We start from the raw sequence: 20,374 nt of genomic DNA on the forward strand, positions 1-20,374 counted from the left end.
GCAGCAGCACGGCCAGCTGTGGATCGGCACGGGCCTGATGCCGTCCAACAAGAAGGAGCATGGCCCGGAGGACATCAACTGGACCGCTGGCTCCGCTGGTGCGCTGGCGATTTCGCCGTCGGATGCCAGCGTGGACGAGGCCCCGCGCAGCGGCGATCTCAAGACCGCCGAACTGCTGGGCCAGCGCGTGGCGCAACTGGCCCAGTGGCGGAAGGGACGCTGACCTGACCTGACCTCGCCTCACCTGAATTGGGGAGGCGCTGGTCAGCCCCCATCAGTTTCCGCGCTGCTGTCGCAGAGACAGGTCTTGCGCTCTGGGGCCCACTCGCTACAGTCGGGCTCTATGACCCTCCGCCCCAGCGCCCCCGGCGAGCGTCTCGCCGGACATGCCCTCGTCGAGGCCCTCATTGCGCAAGGTGTGGACACCGTCTTCGGTGTCCCCGGTGAAAGTTATCTCGCGGTGCTCGACGGGCTGCATGAGCATCGAGAGCGCATCCGCTTCATCGCCTGCCGGCACGAGGGCGGCGCCGCCTTCATGGCCGAGGCCGCCGGCAAGCTGACCGGCCGCCCGGGCGTCTGCCTTGTCACGCGGGCGCCTGGCGCCACCAACGCCAGCATCGGCTTGCACACCGCCTTCCAGGACTCCACACCGATGATCCTGCTCATCGGCCAGGTGGCCTCCGATCAGCGGGACCGTGAAGCTTTCCAGGAAGTGGACTACCGCCAGATGTTCGGACCCGGCACCCTGGGCATGGCCAAGTGGGTGGCCGAGGTGCAGGACGCAGACCGCCTGCCCGAATACATCGCCCGGGCCTTCCACACCGCGCAGCAGGGCCGGCCCGGACCGGTGGTGCTGGCCTTGCCCGAGGACATGCTGACCACCTTCACCGCGGCGCCCGTGCTGCCGCACGTCACGCCCGCCGTGGCCTGGCCGTCGCCGCATGACCTGATGGCCCTGCAGGCCCGGCTGGAGAATGCCGAGCGCCCCTTGCTGCTGGTGGGCGGCGGCGGCTGGACCCCGCAGGCCTCGGAGGCCCTGCATCATTTCGCCCGCACCTGGCACCTGCCGGTGGCCTGTGTGTTCCGTCGCCAGGACCTCTTCGACAACCGGGATGCGCTGTATGCGGGCGATGTCGGCATTGGCATCAATCCGGCGCTGGCCCAGCGGGTGAAGGAGGCGGACCTGATCCTGGCGGTCGGCCCGCGCCTGGGCGAGATGACCACCGGCGGGTATGAACTGCTCAAGCCGCCGCGGCCGCATCAGCAACTGGTGCATGTGCATGCGGGCGCGGAAGAGCTGGGCCGGGTCTATGCTGCCGATCAGGTCATCCACGCCAGCATGAGCGTCGCCGCGCTGGCCTTGCAAACGCTGCGCCCGGACCACAGCTTCGTCCCGCCGTGGACCGAGTGGACCTCCGCCGCGCATGCCGACTACCAGCGCAACCAGCAAGGCACGCCGGTGCAGCCGATGGACATGACCGTCGTGATCCAGCTGCTCAACCGGCTGCTGCCGCCAGACACGATCTTCACCAATGGCGCCGGTAACTACAGCGGCTGGCTGCACCGCTTCCACCGCTATCCGGCCTTGCATCAGGGCGGGCGCACCCAGCTGGCGCCCACCAGTGGCGCGATGGGCTATGGCTTTCCGGCAGCGGTCGCGGCCAGCTTGCTGCAGAAGGACCGCTGGGTGGTCAACATCGCCGGTGATGGGGACTTCCTCATGACCGGGCAGGAGATGGCCACCGCCATGGCCCATGGTGCCCGGCGGCTGATTTGCCTCGTGGTGGACAACGGCAGCTACGGCACCATTCGCATGCATCAGGAACGGGAATATCCCGGCCGCACCAGCGGCAGCGACCTGCACAACCCGGACTTCGCCGCGCTCGCCCGTGCCTACGGCTGGGCCGGCCTGACGGCAGACCATACCGAAGCGGTGGAACCGGCCTTGCGGGAAGCCTTGCGCACCCAGCAACCGACGCTGCTCCACCTCAAACTGCCGGTGGACGTGTCCACCAGCCGCACCACGCTGACCCGAATCCGGGAGACCGCCCTCGAACGGCAGGCCCAGGGTCGGGGACAATGAGGCCATGTCTGCCTCTGATGCCCCCTTCATCCCCTTCACCCTCCGCGGCGAGTTCATTGAACTGGACAAGCTGCTCAAGGTCTGCGGTCTCGTGGACAGCGGCGGTGCCGCCCGCCACCTGATCAGCGAAGGCCAGGTGCAGGTGGACGGCGCCACCGAACTGCGAAAGACGGCCAAGATCCGGGCCGGCCAGGTGGTGGTGTTTGCCGGGCAACGCATCGAGGTGGCCGCGGCCCCTTGATCCTCATCCAACGGCGCTGACTGCACAGCGACCGACCTGCACGGAGTCTTCGATGACCAGTCCCACGCCCAGCATCGGTTTCTCGACCTGCGACCTCTGTGATTCGCTCAAGGCCGACACCAGCGGTGCCATCCGCTGGCTGCCCGGCAGCCTCTATCGCAGCTATGGCGGGTTTGACCGCTTCGCCGGGCCGATCGCGACGGTGCGGTGCCTGGAGGACAACTCGCTGGTCAAGGCCGCGGTGGAGAGTTTCGGCGCCGGGCGTGTGCTGGTGGTGGACGGCGGCGGCTCGCTGCGGCGTGCGCTGCTGGGCGGGAACCTGGGCGCGAGTGCGGCCAAGAACGGCTGGGCCGGCGTGCTGATCCACGGCGCAGTGCGGGACCTGCAAGAACTCAAAGCCGCATCGGTTGGCATCTTCGCCCTGGGCCATGTGCCAATGCCCACCGACCGCCGAGGGCAGGGCGTGGAGGATGTGCCGGTGCAGATCGAAGGCCACTGGCTGCGGCCCGGGGAGTGGATCTATGCGGATGAAGACGGTGTGGTGGTCACGCCGGGGCCGGTGCATCCGGCGCATTGAGGCCGTTTCGGTATCGCCGTACCGGGAGCTTGTCTCCGGCGCCTAAAGCTGAGGCGCCGGCCCAAGCTCACGCATAGACCTGCTGGGTTGGCATCCGCTGCGCAACAACATCAGCCGCAACAGCGTCAAGCGCTGAACAACGTCAGCAGCCGGTCCAGCCCGCCGTCCTGAATCGCCACCATCGCCTGGGCCTGGACCTTGGGCTTGGCGTGATAAGCCACCGACAGCCCGGCCGCGCCCATCATGATCAGGTCATTGGCCCCGTCGCCCACGGCAATGCACTGGGCCGGCGTGGCGCCGATCTGCTCGGCGCAGGCCAGCATCATGCGGCGCTTTTCCTCGCCGTCGCAGATGTCGCCCCAGTCCTGCATGCGCAGTCCGCCGGTCAACTGGCCGTCCACGATCTCCAGCTCGTTGCTGCGCATGAAGTCGATGCCCAGCTGCTGGGCCACATGCCGGGCGAAGAAGGTGAACCCGCCCGACACCAGCACCAGCCGCAGACCGGCCGCCTTCAGCGCGGCGCACAGCGTCTCGGCCCCCGGGTTGAAACGAAGGCGCTGATGCAGCACTTCATCGAGCGCCGTTGCCGGCACCCCCTGGAGCAAGGCCAGACGGCGACGCAAGCTTTCCTTGAAATCGGTGATCTCGCCCCGCATGGCCGCCTCGGTGATGGCCGCCACTTCCGCTTTCTTGCCCGCCACGTCCGCAATCTCATCGATGCATTCGATGGAGATCAGGGTCGAATCCATGTCAAAGGCGGCCAGGCGGAAATCGCTCAAGCGCAGCGGCGGGGTGACGTTCTGGAGCACCAGCGGAGACAAGTCGGCGGACATGAGAGGGCAGTCGGTGGGAAACGCAGAAGCCGCCAGCTTACCTGACGGTCACCCCTGCAGACATCATGCCGTCGTCGTGGGTGCACCCAGCAACCGCAGCACCTCGCGCACCGCCTGCGCCCGGTCCTTCGGATCACTCAGGGCCTTGTCGATGCGCAGCTTCTCATTGCCCACCAGCTTGATGTTGCGGTTCTTCTGCACCAGCTCAATCACCCGCAGCGCATCAATCGGCGGGTTTGGACGGAAGTTGATGTTGATGACGGTGGGGGCCGCATCAATCTTCTGCACGCCATACGGTTTGGCCAGCACCCGCAGCCGGTGGGTGTCGAACAGGGTCTGGCCCTGCGGCGGCAGCTTGCCAAAGCGGTCGGTGATTTCTTCCAGCATCGCATCGATCTGGTCGGCCTTGTCCGCCGTGGCCAGCCGCTTGTAGAGCGACAGACGCTGATGCACGTCGCCGCAATACGCGTCCGGCAGCAGGGCGGGGGCATGCAGGTTGATTTCGGTGGTGGCGGACAGCGGGCTGAGCAGATCGGGCTCACGACCGGCCTTGAGCGAGCGCACCGCCTCGGACAGCATGTCGTTGTAGAGCTGGAAGCCCACTTCCATCATGTTGCCGCTCTGGTTCTCGCCCAGCACCTCGCCGGCGCCGCGGATTTCCAGGTCGTGCATCGCCAAGTAGAAGCCCGAGCCCAGCTCTTCCATGTTCTGGATGGCTTCCAGCCGCTGGGCCGCCTGCTTGGTCAGTCCTTCGATGTCCGGCACCATCAGGTAGGCATAGGCCTGGTGGTGGGATCGTCCCACCCGGCCGCGCAGCTGATGCAGCTGGGCCAGGCCGAACTTGTCGGCGCGGCTGATCACGATGGTGTTGGCGCTGGGCACGTCGATGCCGGTTTCGATGATGGTGGAGCACAGCAGCAGGTTGTGCTTGCCGCCCACGAACTCGCGCATCACCCGTTCCAGCTCCCGCTCCGGCATCTGGCCGTGGGCCACGACGATGCGCGCCTCCGGCAGCAGCTCCTGCAGCTTCATGCGGCGGTTCTCGATGGTATCCACCTCGTTGTGCAGGAAGTAGACCTGGCCCCCACGCTTGAGTTCGCGCAGCACTGCTTCGCGGATGGTGCCGCTGTTTTCGCTGCGCACGAAGGTCTTGATGGCCAGGCGGCGCTGCGGGGCGGTGGCAATCACGCTCAGGTCACGCAGACCCTCCAGCGCCATGCCCAGTGTGCGCGGAATCGGGGTGGCGGTGAGCGTCAGCACATCGACCTCGGCCCGCATGGCCTTCATGGCTTCCTTGTGCCGCACGCCAAAGCGGTGTTCCTCGTCGATCACCAGCAGGCCCAGCCGCTTGAACTTCACATCGGCGGACAGCAGCTTGTGGGTGCCGATGACGATGTCGATGGAGCCGTCCGCCAGGCCTTCCATCGCGGCCTTGATCTCCTTGGCGGAGCGGAAGCGGCTCATTTCCGCCACCTTGACCGGCCACTTGCCGAAACGGTCGGCGATGTTCTGGAAGTGCTGCTCGGCGAGCAGGGTGGTGGGCGCCAGCACCGCCACCTGCTTGCCGCCCATCACCGCCACGAAAGCGGCGCGCAGCGCCACCTCGGTCTTGCCGAAGCCCACGTCGCCGCAGACCAGCCGGTCCATCGGACGCGGGCTGATCATGTCCTGGATGACCGCATGGATGGCGGCGCGCTGGTCCGGGGTCTCCTCGAAGCCGAAGCTCGCGGCAAAGGCCTCGTAGTCGTGCGGGGAGTAGCGGAAGGCGTGGCCTTCGCGGGCGGCACGCCGGGCGTAGAGGTTCAGCAGCTCGGCCGCGGTGTCTCGCACCTGCTCGGCGGCCTTGCGACGGGCCTTGTCCCACTGGCCCGACCCGAGCTTGTGCAGTGGCGCCTCTTCCGGGCTGACGCCGGTGTAGCGGCTGATCAGGTGCAGCTGCGCGACCGGCACATACAGCGTGGCCTTGTCCGCATATTCCAGATGCAGGAACTCGCTGGGGCCTTCCCCCAGGTCGATGTTGATCAGCCCCAGGTATCGGCCGATACCGTGGTTGGTGTGCACCACCGGATCCCCGACCTTGAGTTCGGAGAGGTCCTTGATTAGCGCATTGACGTCACTGATCTGCTCCTGCTTGCGCCGCCGACGGGTGGTGGGGGTGGTGGCAAAGAGCTCGGTCTCGGTGAAGAGCTGCAGGATGGGGGCGTCACCTGCGTCACCCGCGTCCCCCGCGGCAGGCGCCGGTGCGGTCCCTGCCACCGCCGGATTCACCCAGCTGAAACCCGCCGCCAGCGGCGCCGCGGTGATGGCAAAACGCTCGTCGCCCGCCAGGAATTCGGCCAGGTCCTTGACCGAGGGCGGATCGATCTTGTTGTCGCGCAGCAGCTCCAGCAGGCTTTCGCGGCGGCCTTCGCTCTCGGCCAGCAGCAGCACGCGGTGGGAGGTGCTCTTCAGATGGCCGGCCAGGCGCGCCAGCGGTTCCTGCGCACCACGCTCCACGCTCACGTCGGGCAGCGGCCGCGCATAGTCCACCGGCTCGCGGCCTCGCACCGACAGCACGGCGTGGCGGTGGGTGGCGGCGTAGAAATCTTCGGGCCGCAGGTAGATCTCTTCCGGCGGCAGGATGGGCCGCTCGGGATCATGCTGCAGGAAGCGGTGGCGCTCGCGGGTGTCGGTCCAGAAGCGTTGCAGCGCTTCGTCCACCTCGCCATGCAGCACCAGGCCCGCCTCGGACGGCAGATAGTCGAACAGGCTGGCGACCTGGTCGAAGAACAGCGGCAAGTAGTACTCGATGCCGGCGGTGGCCAGGCCCGTGTCGATGTCCTTGTAGATGCGCGACCGGGTCGGGTCCCCGTCCATCTTCTCGCGCCAGCGGGCGCGGAAGGCCTTGCGCGAGGCCTCGTCCATCGGGAACTCGCGGCCGGGCAGCAGCCGCACGTCCGGCACCGGGTACAGGCTGCGCTGGCTGTCCGGATCGAAGACGCGGATGGAGTCCACCTCGTCGCCGAACAGGTCGACGCGGTAGGGCACGGTCGAGCCCATCGGGAACAGGTCGATCAGGCCACCGCGCACCGCATATTCGCCGGGCGAGACGACCTGGCTCACATGCTGGTAGCCGCCCAGCGTGAGCTGCTGCTTTAAGGCGGATTCGTCCAGCCGCTGCTTCTGCTTGAAGTTGAAGGTGGTGGCCGCCAGGAAGGACGGCGGCGCCAGGCGGGTCAGGGCGGTGGTGGCCGGGAGCAGCACCACATCCAGGTCGCGCTCGGCCACGCCTTTGCCGTTGGCCTGCAGCAGGCGCCACAGCGTGGCCAGACGCTCCGAGATCAGGTCCTGGTGCGGACTGAAACTGTCGTAGGGCAGGGTTTCCCAGTCGGGGAACACGGCCACGCGCAGCCCTGGCGCAAAGAACTTGAGTTCATCTTCCAGCCGCTGGGTGTCTCCCGGCTCGGCGGTCACCACCACGGTCAGGCGACCGGCGGCCATCTGCTGCTGGGCAAAGGTGGCCAGCAACAGCGCGTCGGCGGAACCGATGGGGCGGGGTTGGGTGAAGCGTTTACCGGGAGCGATGGAAGACAGCTGCATAGCGCACAAATAAGGACAGCCCCGGAAGGGGCGTGACGGGATTGTAGGGAGTGTGGGCAAGCCGTGTGCGGGCAGGGGTGGGCGAACGGAGGTCGAGGTTCCTGCCTTGGACGAAGGCATCTGGTGCGGGTTTCGGTGGGCGTGGTGCAAGAACCTACCGATGCAGGCAATGGGTGCGGACGAGGCAAGTTTTCAGAATGACCGTCATCCACAACTCCGCATGCCTCCTCTGTGACTGTCGCGTTTTCGCCTGCTTTTTCGCCCGCTTTCTCCCTGGCTCCTTCGTCGCGTGGCCTTCCGTCCCGTGGCCTTTCGTCCGGGGGCTTGCAGCCCCGGTGCCTACCCCTCGTCGCGGCACTTCTGGCCGCGCTGCCCCTGACCGTTCTGTCGCAAACCCTGCCCCCGGATGCCGGCCTGCTCCGCCAGGACCGCACGCCCCAGCCTGCGCCCCAGCGCCCGCAGGACCTGCCGGCGCCCGTCGACCCGCGCCTGTCTTCATCCCCCACTGCGCCATCCAGGGCCGTGCCCATTGCCCGCGTGGTGGTGGAGGGCTGCACCGTCATTCCGGACGCGGACTGGGAGGCGATGCTCGGCCCGCTGCCCGACACCGGCCTGACCCTGGCGCAGATGCAGGCCCTGGCCCGGCAGGTGCAATGGGCCGTGCAGCAGGCCGGGCGCCCGTATGCGGTGGCGTACCTGCCGCCTCAGGAGCTGAGCGACGGCACCTTGGTGATCCGTGTGCTCGAAGGCCGTTACGGTCAGGTGACCAGCCAAGGTCCGCTGGCCAGCGAGGCCGCCGGATGGATGACCCCGCTCAAGCCCGGCACCCCGATCGGTCCGGAACTGGAGCGGCAGATGCTGCTGCTGTCCGAGTTGCCCGGCGTGCGTGCGGTGGCCACGCTCTCTCCTGGCGCGTCGGTGGGCGAGGCCGATGTCTCGGTCGATGTGCAGCCGGACCGGACCTGGGGCGCCAGCGTCCAGCTGGACAACCACGGCAATCGCTATGCAGGCCGCCAACGCCTGGTGGGCTCGGTCTCCCTGAATCGGTGGCTGATGCTGGGTGATCAGCTCACGCTGGCCGCGGGCACCGGCGACCAGGGCGGTGGGCAAGCCCAGGCGGGTTATTCACTGCCGCTGGGCACGCAGGGCCTGCGTCTGGACCTGGGCGCCGGCTTCAGCCGCTACCAGCTCGGGCGTGAATTCGAGGTCCTCGGCGCGAGTGGCACGGTGACCACCGTGTCCGGCACGCTGACAGTACCCCTGAAGGTCTCCCAGGCGCGCCGGGTGCTGTGGCAGTCGGGTCTCCAAACGCAGCAGATCGCCAATCGCCAAAGTCTGTTCGACACGGAAGACAGCCGCTCTGCCGTCGCCTGGGTCAACAGCCTGCAGGGCACGCAATGGCTGTCCGGCGGCGGTGTGCTGTGGGGACGGGTGTCCGCCGAGGCGGGGCGCATCAAGATCAAGGACGAGCTCTCCCGCCAGGGCGACGCGCTGACTGCGCAGACGGCTGGCAGTTATCTGCTGCTGGGCGCGGACGCTTCCCTGCTGCGACCGGTGGGTGACTGGACCTTCTTCGGGCGCGTGGCTGGACAGGTGGGGAACCGCAATCTGGACCCGTCCAAAAAATGGGTGTTGGGCGGTCCGGGCGGCGTGCGGGCCTGGCCCACGTCCGAGGGCAGTGGAGACGATGGTGCGCTGGCGCAGTTGGAGGTCCGGCGCCAGATCGGCCTCTTTGAGCCCTTCGTCTTCTTCGATGCGGGACGCGTCACCCTCCATCACCAGCGCTGGGACGACAGCCCCAACAACCGCACGATGTCCGGCGCAGGACTGGGGCTGCGCATGAGCAGCGGCCCCTGGCAGGTCCAGAGCACCGCCGGCTGGCGGATCGGGCCTGGACGCGACGCGCCTCAGTCCGATCCCGGTGCCGGCGCCGTCCAGTTCTGGCTGAGCGTGGGCTATCGGATCTGAGTCCTCCCCGCTGATGTCTTTCACACTGCGCCAGGACTGGCCTGGCGCTTCTCGATTCATTGAAAAAGGTTCTCCATGACAGTTCTCCACCCCGGTGCCCGGCGCGCCCGCACGCCTGCGTCGCTCGCCATGTCGTCCTCCTGCCTCGGCGGCCTGTTCGCGCTGTCCCTGCTCAGCCAAGCCATGGCGCAGGCGCTGCCAGGCACGGCCACGGTGGTGTCCGGCCAAGCCGACATCACCCGCACCACGAATGCCGTCACCATCAAGCAGAACACCCAGAAGCTGATCACCAACTGGACCGACTTCAGCGTCGAGGCCGGCAAGACGGTGACCTTCGTGCAACCCTCTCAGAATGCGGTCGCGCTGAACCGCGTGACGGGCAAGGACGTGAGCACGATTGCCGGCACCCTGGCCTCCAACGGTCGGGTGTTCCTCATCAACCCCAACGGCGTGCTGGTGACGTCCGGCGCCAATGTGTCGCTGGGCAGCCTGGTGGCGTCCACCCTGGACTTGAACGACGACGATTTCCTCAGCGGCGCCTATCGGTTCACCGGCAAGTCCACCGGCAGCGTGATCAACAAGGGTCGCATCGTCACCAGTACGGAGGCCGGTGATGCCTATATCGCGCTGATCGCCAACGAGGTGGGCAACGAAGGGTCGCTGCATGCGGGCCCCCATGGCACGGCCGCGCTGGCGGCGGGCAACGACGTCACGCTGCAACTCGGCGGGCCGATCCAGCTGCGCGTGCAAGGGGATGCGGCCAAGGCGGTCATCAACAACAGCGGGTCGGTCATTGCGCCGTCGGGACAGGTGCTGTTGACCGCCAGCGGCGACAGCAGCCTCAAGGCCGTGACCATCAATCAGTCCGGCATCCTCAATGCCAGCAGCGTGACGCAGGAACCCGGTGGGCGTGTGCGGCTGACGGCACCGCAAGGGGATATCGCCATCAGCGGCACCGTGGTGTCCGACGGGTCACTGGAGGGCGGGGAGCTGTCGATCGCCTCGGGCACGGTCACGCTGTCGGGCAAGCTCTCGGCCGCTGCCTCGTCCAGCGGCGAAGGCCGCGGCGGCACGGTGGGGGTGGACGCCGCGACCACGCTGAACATCAGCAAGGCGGCCTCCGTCCTGGCCACGGGTGCCACGGGCGGACGCATCGCGCTGCAAGCGCCCGATACGGTGCAGGTGGCTGGCGCGGTTAGTGCCGCCGGAACGGCACCTGGTCAGGGCGGGGAGGTCACCGCGTCGGCGGGCAAGAGCCTGGACGTGTCGGCGGGCAACTTCGTCCCGGCCAGCGGGCAGGGCGGTGCGCTGGTCTTCACCGCTCCCACCATCACCTTGGACACGGTCGATGGCAGCAACAAGATCCGCGCCGCGCAGGTGTCCTCCTGGGTGGACAGCGGGCAGGATGTGGTCCTGCGCGGTACCAGCGATGTGGAGGTGAACACCGCGTTGACGGCGTCCAAGGGCAGCCGTGGGCTGTCCCTCATCGCCGGTCGTTCCGTGCTGATCAACGGTGCGGTGGACGTCGGCAAGGCTTCCTTGACCGTGGTGGCCAATGCCCAGGACTCTGACCTGAAGGCGGACCGCAAACAGGGCAGTGGTGCCCTCACCATGGGCACGGGCTCGTCCCTGACCTCCAAGGCGGCGGTGAACCTGATCGTGGATGGAGACACCAGTGCCACCGACGCCGGCGGGATGACCCTCACCCGCGTTCAGGCAGGCGCGCTGGCGGTGGACTCGGCCGCGTTCTCCGGCACGATCAAGGCCAGCAACAAGGTGTATGACGGCACCGTCGCGGCGGTGATGACCACCCCGGTGGTCAACGGCCTGACCTTGTCGTCCAGCAACCTGACCCTGTCGAGCAGTGGCCAATTCGCCGACAAGGCCGCAGGGACGGGCAAGGCCGTGACCGGCAACCTGGCCCTGGCCGGCTTTGATACGGCGGATGCGAAGCGAAGCAGCACGCTGCAAAAGGCGGGTCGGGCCCTGACGGTCAACGCGGTGGCGGACATCACCCGCCGCACCTTGCAGGTGAGTCAGCTGAGCGCGTCCGACAAGATCTACGACGGCAGCACGCAGGCGACGGCGCGGATCGGGGCCGACGACCGGGTGGCGGGCGACCAACTGACGCTGAGCTGGGCAGCAGCCTTCGACAACAAGAATGTCGGCACCGGCAAGCGCGTCACGATCAGCAACCTGGCGGTGGGCGGCGCGGACGCTGGCAATTACACGGTGAACGCGTCGGCGCTGACCACCCAGGCCGCGATTACACGCCGCGAACTGGTGCTCGCCGGCCTGACCGCCAGCGACAAGACCTACGACGGCACGACGGCCGCGACCGTCAATTTCGCCCAGGACAACCGCATCGCCGGCGACACCCTCACCGTGGCGGCACAAGGCCAGTTCACCAGCAAGAACGTTGGCAGCGGCAAGCGCGTGCAAGTGCAGCCGCAGAGCGTGAGCCTGGGGGGCGCCGATGCCGGCAACTACTTCGTCGCGCTGGCCGAAGACGTCACCAGCGCCAGCATTGCGCAGCGGCGCCTGACCCTGTCCGGACTGGCCGCCGCCAACCGCGTCTTTGACGGCACGCTGCGCGCCGATGTGCGGTTCAGCGGCGATGACCGGGTGGCGGGCGACCAACTGGACGTGGTGGCCAGCGGTCAGTTCGACAACGCGCACGCCGGCAACGGCAAGCGCGTGACGGTGACCCAACTGGCGCTGGCCGGCGCCGATGCCGACAACTACCGCATCGACCCTGCCGTGCGCGAGACCGTCGCGTCCATCACGCAGCGGGCCCTGACCGTCAGCCAGGTCACCGGGCAGACCAAGGTGTATGACGGCACCCGAACCGCCCAGGTGCTGTTCGGTACCGACAACCGGGTCGCGGGCGACGACCTGCACCTGAGCGCCACCGCCAGCTTTGACAACAAGCAGGCGGGCAGCGGCAAGCGCATCGATGTGCAGGGCATTGCTCTGTCCGGTGCCAATGCCGGGGACTACACCGTCACGGCCACCGGGCTGAGCACCACCGGCACGATCGAGCGCCGTGCCCTGTCCCTGAGCGGCTTGCGGGCGCAGGACAAGACCTACGATGGCCAGGCCACTGCGAACGTGAGTTTCAGCCGGGATGACCGCGTGGCCGGGGATCAGCTGGTGGTCACGGCCACCGGCGCCTTTGATGACAAGCGCGCGGGCAGCAATAAGACCGTCACCGCCCGTGCCGCCCTGAGCGGTGCGGATGCCGGCAACTATGTCGTGTCCCTGGCGGAGGACCGCACGCAAGCGAGCATCTTCCAGCGCCAGTTGACCCTCAGCGGCCTGATCGCTGCCGACCGGGTCTATGACGGCACTCAGCGGGCCACCGTCCGCTTCGCGGGCGACGACCGCGTGGCCGGCGATCAGCTGACCGTGCTCGCCAATGGCCAGTTCGACAACGCCCACGCGGGCAGCAACAAGCGTGTCACGGTGACGCAGCTGGCGCTGGGAGGCGTGGACGCCGACAACTACCGCATCGAGCCTGCCGTGCGCGAGACCACCGCCAGCATCAGCCGACGGGCGCTGACGGTCAGCCAGGTGGTCGCCCAGAACAAGGTCTACGACGGCACCCGGGCGGCCCAGGTGGTGATCGGGGCGGACGACCGGGTGGCTGGCGACGACCTGACGCTCACTGCCACCGGCAGCTTTGACACCAAGCAGGCCGGCACCGGCAAGCGCGTGGAGGTGCAGGGCATTGCACTGTCCGGCGCCAATGCCGGCGACTACATCGTGAGGGCTTCGGGTCTCTCCACGACCGCTGACATCGCCCGCCGAGTGCTGTCCCTGAGCGATCTGCAGGCCCAGGACAAGACCTACGACGGCACCCGCGCGGCGCAGATCCGTTATGGCCGCAATGACCGCGTGGCCGGGGACGACGTTCAGGTGAGCGCGACCGGCCAGTTCGAGAGCAAGCAGGCCGGCAGCAACAAGCGCGTGACGGTGGACGGCGTGACGCTGTCCGGCGCGGATGCCGGCAACTACGTGGCCGACTTTGAAGGCCACAGCACCCGCGCCACCATCGACCCCCGTCTGCTGACGCTGAGCCAACTGTCGGCGAGCGACAAGGTCTATGACGGCACGCGCGACGCCCGTGCCGTGTTCGGGTCCGACGATCGTGTGGCGGGGGACGCTGTCACGGTGGCCACCACCGCCAGCTTCGATTCCCGAATGGCCGGCAGCGGCAAGACGGTGACCGTCACCGATGTGGCGCTCCACGGCGCTGACGCGGGCAACTACCGGGTGGACGCGGTCGGCGCGACCACCCAGGCCGCGATCCAGCAGCGCCTGCTGACGCTGACTCAGTTGGCCGCGCTGGACAAGGTCTATGACCAGACGGTGCAGGCGCAGGTGTCTGCGGGCGGCGATGACCGGGTGAGGGGAGACCTGCTGACGGTGGCGCTGACCGGCGAATTCAATGACCGCCATGTCGGCCAGAACAAGACGGTAACGGTGACGGGCGTCCGGCTGAGCGGTGACGATGCGGTCAACTATCGGGTGACCGATCAGCCGCTGACCACCACGGCCTCCGTCACGCCGCGTCTGCTGAAGGTGGGCCTGACCGCGTCGGACAAGAACTATGACGGACAACGCGATGCCTCCGTCACCTTCAAGGACGACCGGTTGAGCGGAGACGACCTGCAGCTGGTCGGTGGCGTCAGTCAGTTTGCGGATGCCAACGCAGGTCGCGACAAGACCGTGACGGCCTCGTACTGGCAACTGAGCGGCGCCGATGCAGGCAACTACCAGTTGGAGACCCCGAGCTGGCAGACGACGGCCAGCATCCAGCCGCGGGTGCTGCACGTCAGTGCGCCTGCATCGGTCGAGTTCAGCCAGTCGCTGCGTCCTCAAGCCATTGCCATCAGTCACGATGCATTGGCCGTGGATCCGCTGCAGGTCGTGGCCGGGTCGCTGACCTGGGGACGGACCGATGAGCTGGCGCGGGCGGCCACGCTGTCCTCTCTGACGATCCAGGGGCCGGGCGCTGGCAACTACGTCCTGAGCGTTCCCACGCTCAGCCTGGCGGCGGTGGTGAACACGCCTTTGCCGCTCCCGGGGGCCAGCGGGCAATGGCTGTGCACGGGCGCCGCGCAGCCGGGCTGTGCATCCCAGAGCCTGGCCCAGCGGTCGTGGGCGACAGAGCCGGTGATGGCGCAGGCGTCGGTCGCGCCGACGCGGGCTGCCCTGGTGGTGCGTGAGGGCGGCATTCACGTGCCGGCGCAGCGGCTGGGCGGCGCGCATTAGGGCGCAATAGGGCGCAATAGGGCGCAGGCCGGCTACCGCCGGCAGCGGATCTCGCTGCCGGCGGTGATGCATTCAGCAACCGGCGCTGCTTGTGGGCACGACCTTCGCTGAGGGTTCCAGCGCTCGGCAGTGACGGCCCCTCGCTGTCGATGGCAGCGGTTTAAAAGCAATGGCCTCAGGGCACCAGCCTCAAGGCACCGGCTGGATCGTCACCGTGCGTCGTCTTGGCTGGGCCGCCCGTGCCCGCAACTGGCCGCAGCCGCCATCGACGTCCTGACCTGCTGAATCCCTCAGCTTGGTCAGGACGCCTCGCTGGTGCAGCCGGCGGGCGATGTCTCGTGCCTTGTCCCAATCGGGACGCTGGAAGGGCAGTTCCGGCACGCTGTTGTACGGAATCATGTTCAGCACCCCATACTTGCCTTTGAGCAGCGCCACGATGGCGTCCAGCTCGTCGTCACCATCATTGACGCCGTCCAGAAGCGTCCATTGGTACTGGATGGGGTAGCCCGTCTCCCGCGCATAGCGCTCACCGGCCTGCACGATCTCCGCCGGGCTCAACCGCGGGGCGCGGGGCAGCAGTTCGCGGCGCAGCTCGTCCTTGGTGGTGTGCAGCGACAGCGCCAGGGCCGGTTTCACAGGGCCTCGCGCCAGGCGTTCGAAGACCCGCGGATCCCCCACCGTGGAGAACACCAGATTCTTGTGGCCAATGTTGCCCACGGTGCCCAGCAGCTCGATCGCTTCCATCACTGCTTCCAGGTTGTGGGATGGCTCCCCCATGCCCATGAACACCACCTTCTTCACTGGGCGCTGCTGGCGGGCGAGGGCCACCTGGGCGACGATCTCGGCGCTGGAGACCTGCCGGATCAATCCGTCCCGGCCGGTCATGCAGAACTGACAGCCGACGGCGCAGCCGACCTGGCTGGAGACACACAGGCCGTCGCGCGGCAATAGCACGCTTTCAACGGTCTGGCCGTCCTGAAGCTTGACCAGCAGGCGTGCCGAGCCATCCGCGCCGGGATGCGATTCCATCAAGGTCGCCAGCCCCTCCAGCTCGGCCATCAAGGCGGGCAGGGCGTCGCGAACGGCTTGCGGCAGGAAGTGCTCCAGCTGACGCCGGCCCTGCGTCAGCGGCAGCGCCTGCACCCAGTGGCGCAGCACCCGCTGGCGATGGGCGGGATTGGCGCCCAGGGCGGTCAGGCGTTGCTCGAGGTCGGCGATGGAGAACACGGTGGCGCGGGTCCGAAGAAGATTGGGAAATGGAGAGCGGGGAGCAGCGGTCGAGGGGCGACGCGTCGAGCCTCGCGCACGGGGCGGGTTCCGCGCAACCGGCAGTCCTGAATTCTCCCTGAAATGGCACCGCAGGCGCCGGCCTTCTTGATCGACATGGTGCTTGTCGGGGCTGGCCGGGCAGGGCGCGGCAGGGCGGGCGAGGCCGCCTCATCGAGCGCCCACTGCTGCTGCCAACGTAGGAGGGCGCGAGTTCCGGCGGCGATTCGGCGTCGGGTCGATTCCCCAGCACCATTTGCCCAAGGCTGATGTCCCGGCGCCGATGGCCCAGCGCCGCTGCCTCAGCAGCGACGTCCCAACGCCGATATCCCAACGTCGATATCCCAACGCCGATATCCCTGAGCCGATATGCCTTAGCCGATATCCCAACCCCGATATCCCAGAGCCGATATGCCAGAGCCGATTCCCCGGTGCCGATGCCCCGGTGCCGATGCCTCGGTGCCGATCCTCCAGCGCCGCTGCCCAAGCAACGCTGTCCCAGTGCCGATATCCGGCGCCGATATCCAGCGCCGATTCCCCAGTGCCGATGACCCAGCTGCGCCGCACGGCCATCGCCCTGGAGCCGGGGCACAATTACGCCCCATGAGCGACTTTCCGATAGGCGTGGTGCCTCGATGTTTTGCGCTGGTGCCCGCGGCAGGTGTCGGCAGCCGGTCCGGTGCGGATCGTCCCAAGCAGTATGTGCCGCTGGCCGGGCAGGCGATGATCGCCCACACGTTGACGGCCTTGGCGGCGGTGCCACGGATCGAAGCGACCCTTGTGGTGCTGTCCCCGGAGGACGACCAGTTTGAGCAAGCCGCGCCTGGATTCACCGGACCCCGGTCCTGGGTGGCGCGCTGTGGGGGCGACACGCGGGCCGAGACGGTCGCGAACGGCCTGCAGGTGCTGCGCGAGCATGGCGTTGCGCCGCATGACTGGGTGTTGGTGCACGATGCCGCGCGCTGCCTGCTGCAGCCGGGCTGGGTGGATCGGCTGATCGACGCCTGCCAAGACGATGAAGTCGGCGGTTTGCTGGCGCTGCCCGTGGCAGATACGCTCAAGGACGCAACCGCCGCAACCGCCGCAACCGCCGCAACCGCCGCAACCGCCGCAACCGCCGCAACCGCCGCAACCGCTGCAACCGCTGCAACCGCTGCAACCGCTGCAACCGCTGCAACCGCTGCAACCACCACCACCGGCCTCCCCAGGGTCGCCAGCACCGTTGATCGTCGGGGGAAGTGGGCCGCACAGACGCCGCAGATGTTCCGGCTCGGTTTGCTGGCGCCCGCGCTGGCCGCAGGCTTGGAGGGCGTGACGGACGAGGCCAGTGCGGTGGAAGCCATGGGGCATCAGCCGCTACTGGTGGAAGCATCGATGGAGAATTTCAAGGTGACCTGGCCTGCCGACTTCGCTCTGGCCGAGCGATTGCTGCGCAGTCGCTGAGACGTCCATCAACCCTCTCGTCGCCAGTACGGCGAAGGGCCTCGCCCGCTCAGAGGCCCCGGCCGACGCCCAAGTTAGCGCCCAGGCCGAGGCCCAGGTTAGCGCCCGGGCCGACGCCCAAGCCAAGGCCCAGACCGACGCCCAGGCCAAGGCTAAGGCCAAGGCCCAGACCGACGCCCACACCAACGCTCAACCAACGCTCAAATCAACGTCCCAAGCAACCCCCTCGCGCCTCACACAGCGGGCCGTCTCTCACACGAGTTTTCTATGACATTGATTCGTCTCTGCTGCCTCATGGTCATGACGGCGGCACTCATGGCGGGCTGCAACGCCCAGAAGGCGATTGAAGCGATGGCCCCGCAAGAAGAAGCGGCGCAGGGCCAGCAGGTGATCGCGCAATTGGCCGCCCGAGACTTTGCCTCGGTGCAGGCCCATCTGGACCCGACACTGCAGACGCCGGCCACTGCCGCGCAACTCGTTGAAGTCGCCAACCACATTCCCGCCGGCACGCCCAAGCATGTCCAGCTGATTGGTTTCAACACGCTGCATCAGAAGACGGGTGTTCAGTATTCCTTCGCCTACGAATACGAGTACGACGACCAATGGATGGTGGCGCAGGTGATGTTCTATCGCAAAGCGGGCCAGTTGCTGATTGCAGGCGTCCACGTGAACCCGATGGCGCAGTCCGAACGTGCCGTCCATGCCTTTTCGCTGGCGGGCAAGGGGCCGCTGCATCTCCTCATGCTGGGGCTAAGCGTGCTGGTGCCGCTGTTCATCCTCACCACGCTGGTGATCTGCTACCGCACGCCGGTGCCCAAGCGCAAAGCCCTGTGGTACCTGTTCATAGCCGTGGGCCTGGTGCAGTTCACGCTGAACTGGACCTCGGGCGCGATCAATGTCCAACTGCTCGCATTCCTGGTGCTCGGCGCGGGGTTCATGCAGGGGTCTGCCTACACCCCGCTGCTGCTGAGCGTGGCCTTGCCGGTGGGCGCGGTGGTGTTCCTGCTCAAGCGCCGGTCCTGGTTGGCGGCCCCAGCATCGGCAGCGGTGCAGGACGTTCCCGCCCAAGGCTGACAGAATCCACTTCAAGAACTTCTCCACCCCACTTATGCAAGCTCCATTCCGAATCGGTGAAGGCTGGGACACCCACGCTCTGGTCACCGGCCGCCCGCTCATCCTGGGCGGCGTGACCATTCCGCACACCCACGGCCTGCTGGGCCACTCCGACGCGGACGCCCTGGCGCACGCCATCACGGACGCGCTGCTGGGTGCCGCCGCACTCGGTGATATCGGCAAGCTGTTTCCCGACACCGCCGCCGAATTCAAGGGTGCGGACTCCATGGTGCTGCTGGCCGAAGCCTATCGGCGGGTGAAGGACTCCGGCTGGGTGATCGGCAACCTGGACAGCACCATCATTGCTCAGGCGCCCAAGATGGCACCGCACATCCCGGCGATGCGCCAGCGCCTGGCCGAGGTGCTGGGCATCGACGCGCAGCAGATCAATGTGAAGGCCAAGACGGCGGAGAAGATGGGGCCGGTGGGGGAGCTGCGGGCGATCGAGGCCCGCGCGGTCTGCTTGCTGGTGGCAGCACCGAAGTGAACGGTGGCCGCAACGCGCGGCTCCATCGCGTGGCCCCATAGCGCGGCTGCACTACCTGGTTGCATAGCGCGACGAACGCCGCAAACCAACATCAGGGATTCGCCCGCTTGAGGCGCAACTGCGCCACGAACCCGCTGTCTTCCGCGTTGGTCAGGCGCAGCTGGGCGCCCAGTCGCTGAATCGACTTCTCGACAATCGCCAGCCCCAGCCCGGCGCCAGTGGCCGCCGTGCGGGCGCTGTCGCCGCGGTAGAACGGTGTCGTCAGCTTGGCCAGCTTGTCCGGCGGCACGCCTGGACCGTGGTCCCGCACCGTCAGAAGCACCCACGCGCTGTCCGCTTCTGCCGTGACTTCCACCCGCGCCGGCTCATCGGCATGTCGGCCATATCGACGAGCGTTCTCGAACAGGTTGAGCAGGATGCGGCCGAACTCGGTCGGGTCCGTCCAGATGCGCAGCGCCGCGGACAGCCGCACGCTGATCTGGATCTGCGCCGGATCGCGGAAGCCCTGGGCTTCACGCTCCACCAGCTCCCGCAGGTTCATGGCCGTCAGCTGCAGCTCGCTGGGGCGGGCGTAGTCCATGAACTTGTTGATGATGGCGTCCAGCTGGTCGATGTCCTGCGCGATGAACTGGCGCGCCTGCTCGTCGGTGACGCTCATTTCCGCTTCCAGCCGCAGACGGGCCAGCGGCGTGCGCAGGTCATGGGAGATGCCCGCCAGCATCACGCTGCGGTCCTCTTCCATCTTCGCCAGCTCGCGCGCCATGCGGTTGAAGCCCATGTTCACCTCGCGGATCTCGCTGGTGAGGGTGCTTTCATCCAGCCGGGAGTCATATTCCCCCTCGCGGATGCGGCTGGCGGCGATCGACAGTTCCCGCAGCGGCTGGTTGATCAGCCGCGCGATGGCCGCCGCACCCAGCAGGGACGCCCCCAGCGCGATGACGATCCACCACCAGTTGCTGGACATGTTGGCCTGCAGCGGTGCGGGATTGGTTTGCAGCCAGAACTGGTCCGGCCCCACATCAAACCGCACCCACAGTCCCGGCACGCCATTGAGGCCGCTGGCCAGCACCGTCTGCGGGCCCAGCCGCGAGACCAGCTCCTTGCGCAGGCGCTGGGCGAACGGCGTGTTCTCGTAGGGCATCCAGCGGTCGGTGGTTTCGGCGACCTCCACCTGCACCGCCTCGCTGCGCGCCAGCGACTTCACCACCGCGACGCGGTTGATGGAATCGGTGCTGGACAGCGCCACGCGCGACAGGTTGACCAGTCCGGCCAGCTGCTGCGCAGCTTCCAGGGCCTTGGGCTCGGCCTCCAGCGCCTTGAAGGTCTGTTGCCAGGCCAGCACGCCAGCGGCCAGCAGCAGGGCCAGCAGCGCGAAGGTTCGCCAGAAGAGGTTGAGCGCTAAGCGGGGTGGAGTCACGGCGGGTGAATGCTTTCCGTCGGTCTACGTTGGTCGAGCGGGGGAGGCCGGGGCCACCCCCACCATCCCTGAGCGGGGCGCTTCGAGCGG

At 67.7% G+C, this 20,374-nt stretch carries 12 protein-coding genes and 1 pseudogene; 9 read left to right on the top strand and 4 right to left on the bottom strand.

What is annotated here, in order from left to right; genetic code table 11:
• From DES44_RS05225 to rraA, 4 genes and pseudogenes are all read left to right on the top strand, one after another.
• Window positions 1-223, top strand: a pseudogene (locus DES44_RS05225) (NADPH-dependent FMN reductase); the annotation flags it as partial.
• Window positions 224-343: 120 nt separating this feature from the next.
• Window positions 344-2,083, top strand: coding sequence for a thiamine pyrophosphate-binding protein (locus DES44_RS05230; protein ID WP_058935912.1), 1,740 nt, complete (start codon window positions 344-346; stop codon window positions 2,081-2,083).
• A gap of 4 nt (window positions 2,084-2,087) precedes the next feature.
• Window positions 2,088-2,324 carry an RNA-binding S4 domain-containing protein gene (locus DES44_RS05235; protein WP_058935911.1) on the top strand — a complete coding sequence of 79 codons (237 nt, stop codon included), beginning with the start codon at window positions 2,088-2,090 and terminating at the stop codon, window positions 2,322-2,324.
• A gap of 52 nt (window positions 2,325-2,376) precedes the next feature.
• Window positions 2,377-2,901 (top strand): ribonuclease E activity regulator RraA, encoded by a 525-nt coding sequence (gene rraA, locus DES44_RS05240; protein ID WP_058935910.1) that lies wholly within the window; start codon window positions 2,377-2,379, stop codon window positions 2,899-2,901.
• 125 nt (window positions 2,902-3,026) lie between these two features.
• Here the strand turns inward: rraA and serB are convergent, their stop codons facing one another.
• Together serB and mfd are read right to left on the bottom strand one after the other, a co-directional pair.
• The gene (gene serB, locus DES44_RS05245; RefSeq protein ID WP_058935909.1) at window positions 3,027-3,734 is read right to left on the bottom strand and encodes a phosphoserine phosphatase SerB; all 708 of its coding nucleotides are present in this window, start codon (window positions 3,732-3,734) and stop codon (window positions 3,027-3,029) included.
• A gap of 63 nt (window positions 3,735-3,797) precedes the next feature.
• Complete coding sequence (gene mfd / locus DES44_RS05250; protein ID WP_058935908.1) at window positions 3,798-7,313, bottom strand: transcription-repair coupling factor; 3,516 nt, start codon at window positions 7,311-7,313, stop codon at window positions 3,798-3,800.
• Window positions 7,314-7,835: 522 nt separating this feature from the next.
• Between mfd and DES44_RS05255 the strand changes: the two genes are divergently transcribed.
• Both DES44_RS05255 and DES44_RS05260 read left to right on the top strand, forming a co-directional pair.
• The gene (locus tag DES44_RS05255) at window positions 7,836-9,281 is read left to right on the top strand and encodes a ShlB/FhaC/HecB family hemolysin secretion/activation protein (protein WP_058935907.1); all 1,446 of its coding nucleotides are present in this window, start codon (window positions 7,836-7,838) and stop codon (window positions 9,279-9,281) included.
• A gap of 75 nt (window positions 9,282-9,356) precedes the next feature.
• The gene (locus DES44_RS05260) at window positions 9,357-14,558 is read left to right on the top strand and encodes a YDG domain-containing protein (RefSeq protein WP_083525728.1); all 5,202 of its coding nucleotides are present in this window, start codon (window positions 9,357-9,359) and stop codon (window positions 14,556-14,558) included.
• Window positions 14,559-14,747: 189 nt separating this feature from the next.
• Here the strand turns inward: DES44_RS05260 and DES44_RS05265 are convergent, their stop codons facing one another.
• Window positions 14,748-15,785 (bottom strand): RNA methyltransferase, encoded by a 1,038-nt coding sequence (locus DES44_RS05265; RefSeq protein WP_058935905.1) that lies wholly within the window; start codon window positions 15,783-15,785, stop codon window positions 14,748-14,750.
• 642 nt (window positions 15,786-16,427) lie between these two features.
• On the opposite strand from DES44_RS05265, the gene DES44_RS05275 reads away from it, so the two are divergent.
• From DES44_RS05275 to ispF, 3 genes are all read left to right on the top strand, one after another.
• Window positions 16,428-17,267: an IspD/TarI family cytidylyltransferase gene (locus DES44_RS05275; protein ID WP_083525727.1), complete on the top strand. Its 840-nt coding sequence runs from the start codon at window positions 16,428-16,430 to the stop codon at window positions 17,265-17,267.
• Between the two features lie 267 nt (window positions 17,268-17,534).
• Window positions 17,535-18,341, top strand: a complete 807-nt coding sequence (locus DES44_RS25485; protein WP_232309809.1) for a hypothetical protein — start codon at window positions 17,535-17,537, stop codon at window positions 18,339-18,341.
• Between the two features lie 34 nt (window positions 18,342-18,375).
• Entirely contained in the window at window positions 18,376-18,867 is a 492-nt protein-coding gene (ispF, locus tag DES44_RS05285; RefSeq protein WP_058935904.1) for a 2-C-methyl-D-erythritol 2,4-cyclodiphosphate synthase, read from the top strand.
• A 91-nt stretch (window positions 18,868-18,958) separates the two neighbouring features.
• On the opposite strand, the gene DES44_RS05290 is transcribed toward ispF, so the two are convergent.
• Window positions 18,959-20,284, bottom strand: coding sequence for an ATP-binding protein (locus DES44_RS05290; RefSeq protein ID WP_058935903.1), 1,326 nt, complete (start codon window positions 20,282-20,284; stop codon window positions 18,959-18,961).
• Between the last annotated feature and the right edge of the window lie 90 nt (window positions 20,285-20,374).

Origin of the sequence: Roseateles depolymerans (assembly GCF_003387155.1) — a bacterium.
Taxonomy (GTDB): Bacteria; Pseudomonadota; Gammaproteobacteria; order Burkholderiales; family Burkholderiaceae_C; genus Roseateles; species Roseateles depolymerans.

Excerpts from the sequence above, each read along its gene's own strand:
- DES44_RS05230 (WP_058935912.1), top strand. The coding sequence starts at position 344 with ATGACCCTCCGCCCCAGCGCCCCCGGCGAGCGTCTCGCCGGACATGCC.
- DES44_RS05235 (WP_058935911.1), top strand. The coding sequence starts at position 2,088 with ATGTCTGCCTCTGATGCCCCCTTCATCCCCTTCACCCTCCGCGGCGAG.
- rraA (WP_058935910.1), top strand. The coding sequence starts at position 2,377 with ATGACCAGTCCCACGCCCAGCATCGGTTTCTCGACCTGCGACCTCTGT.
- serB (WP_058935909.1), bottom strand. The coding sequence starts at position 3,734 with ATGTCCGCCGACTTGTCTCCGCTGGTGCTCCAGAACGTCACCCCGCCG.
- mfd (WP_058935908.1), bottom strand. The coding sequence starts at position 7,313 with ATGCAGCTGTCTTCCATCGCTCCCGGTAAACGCTTCACCCAACCCCGC.
- DES44_RS05260 (WP_083525728.1), top strand. The coding sequence starts at position 9,357 with ATGACAGTTCTCCACCCCGGTGCCCGGCGCGCCCGCACGCCTGCGTCG.
- DES44_RS05275 (WP_083525727.1), top strand. The coding sequence starts at position 16,428 with ATGAGCGACTTTCCGATAGGCGTGGTGCCTCGATGTTTTGCGCTGGTG.
- DES44_RS25485 (WP_232309809.1), top strand. The coding sequence starts at position 17,535 with ATGACATTGATTCGTCTCTGCTGCCTCATGGTCATGACGGCGGCACTC.
- ispF (WP_058935904.1), top strand. The coding sequence starts at position 18,376 with ATGCAAGCTCCATTCCGAATCGGTGAAGGCTGGGACACCCACGCTCTG.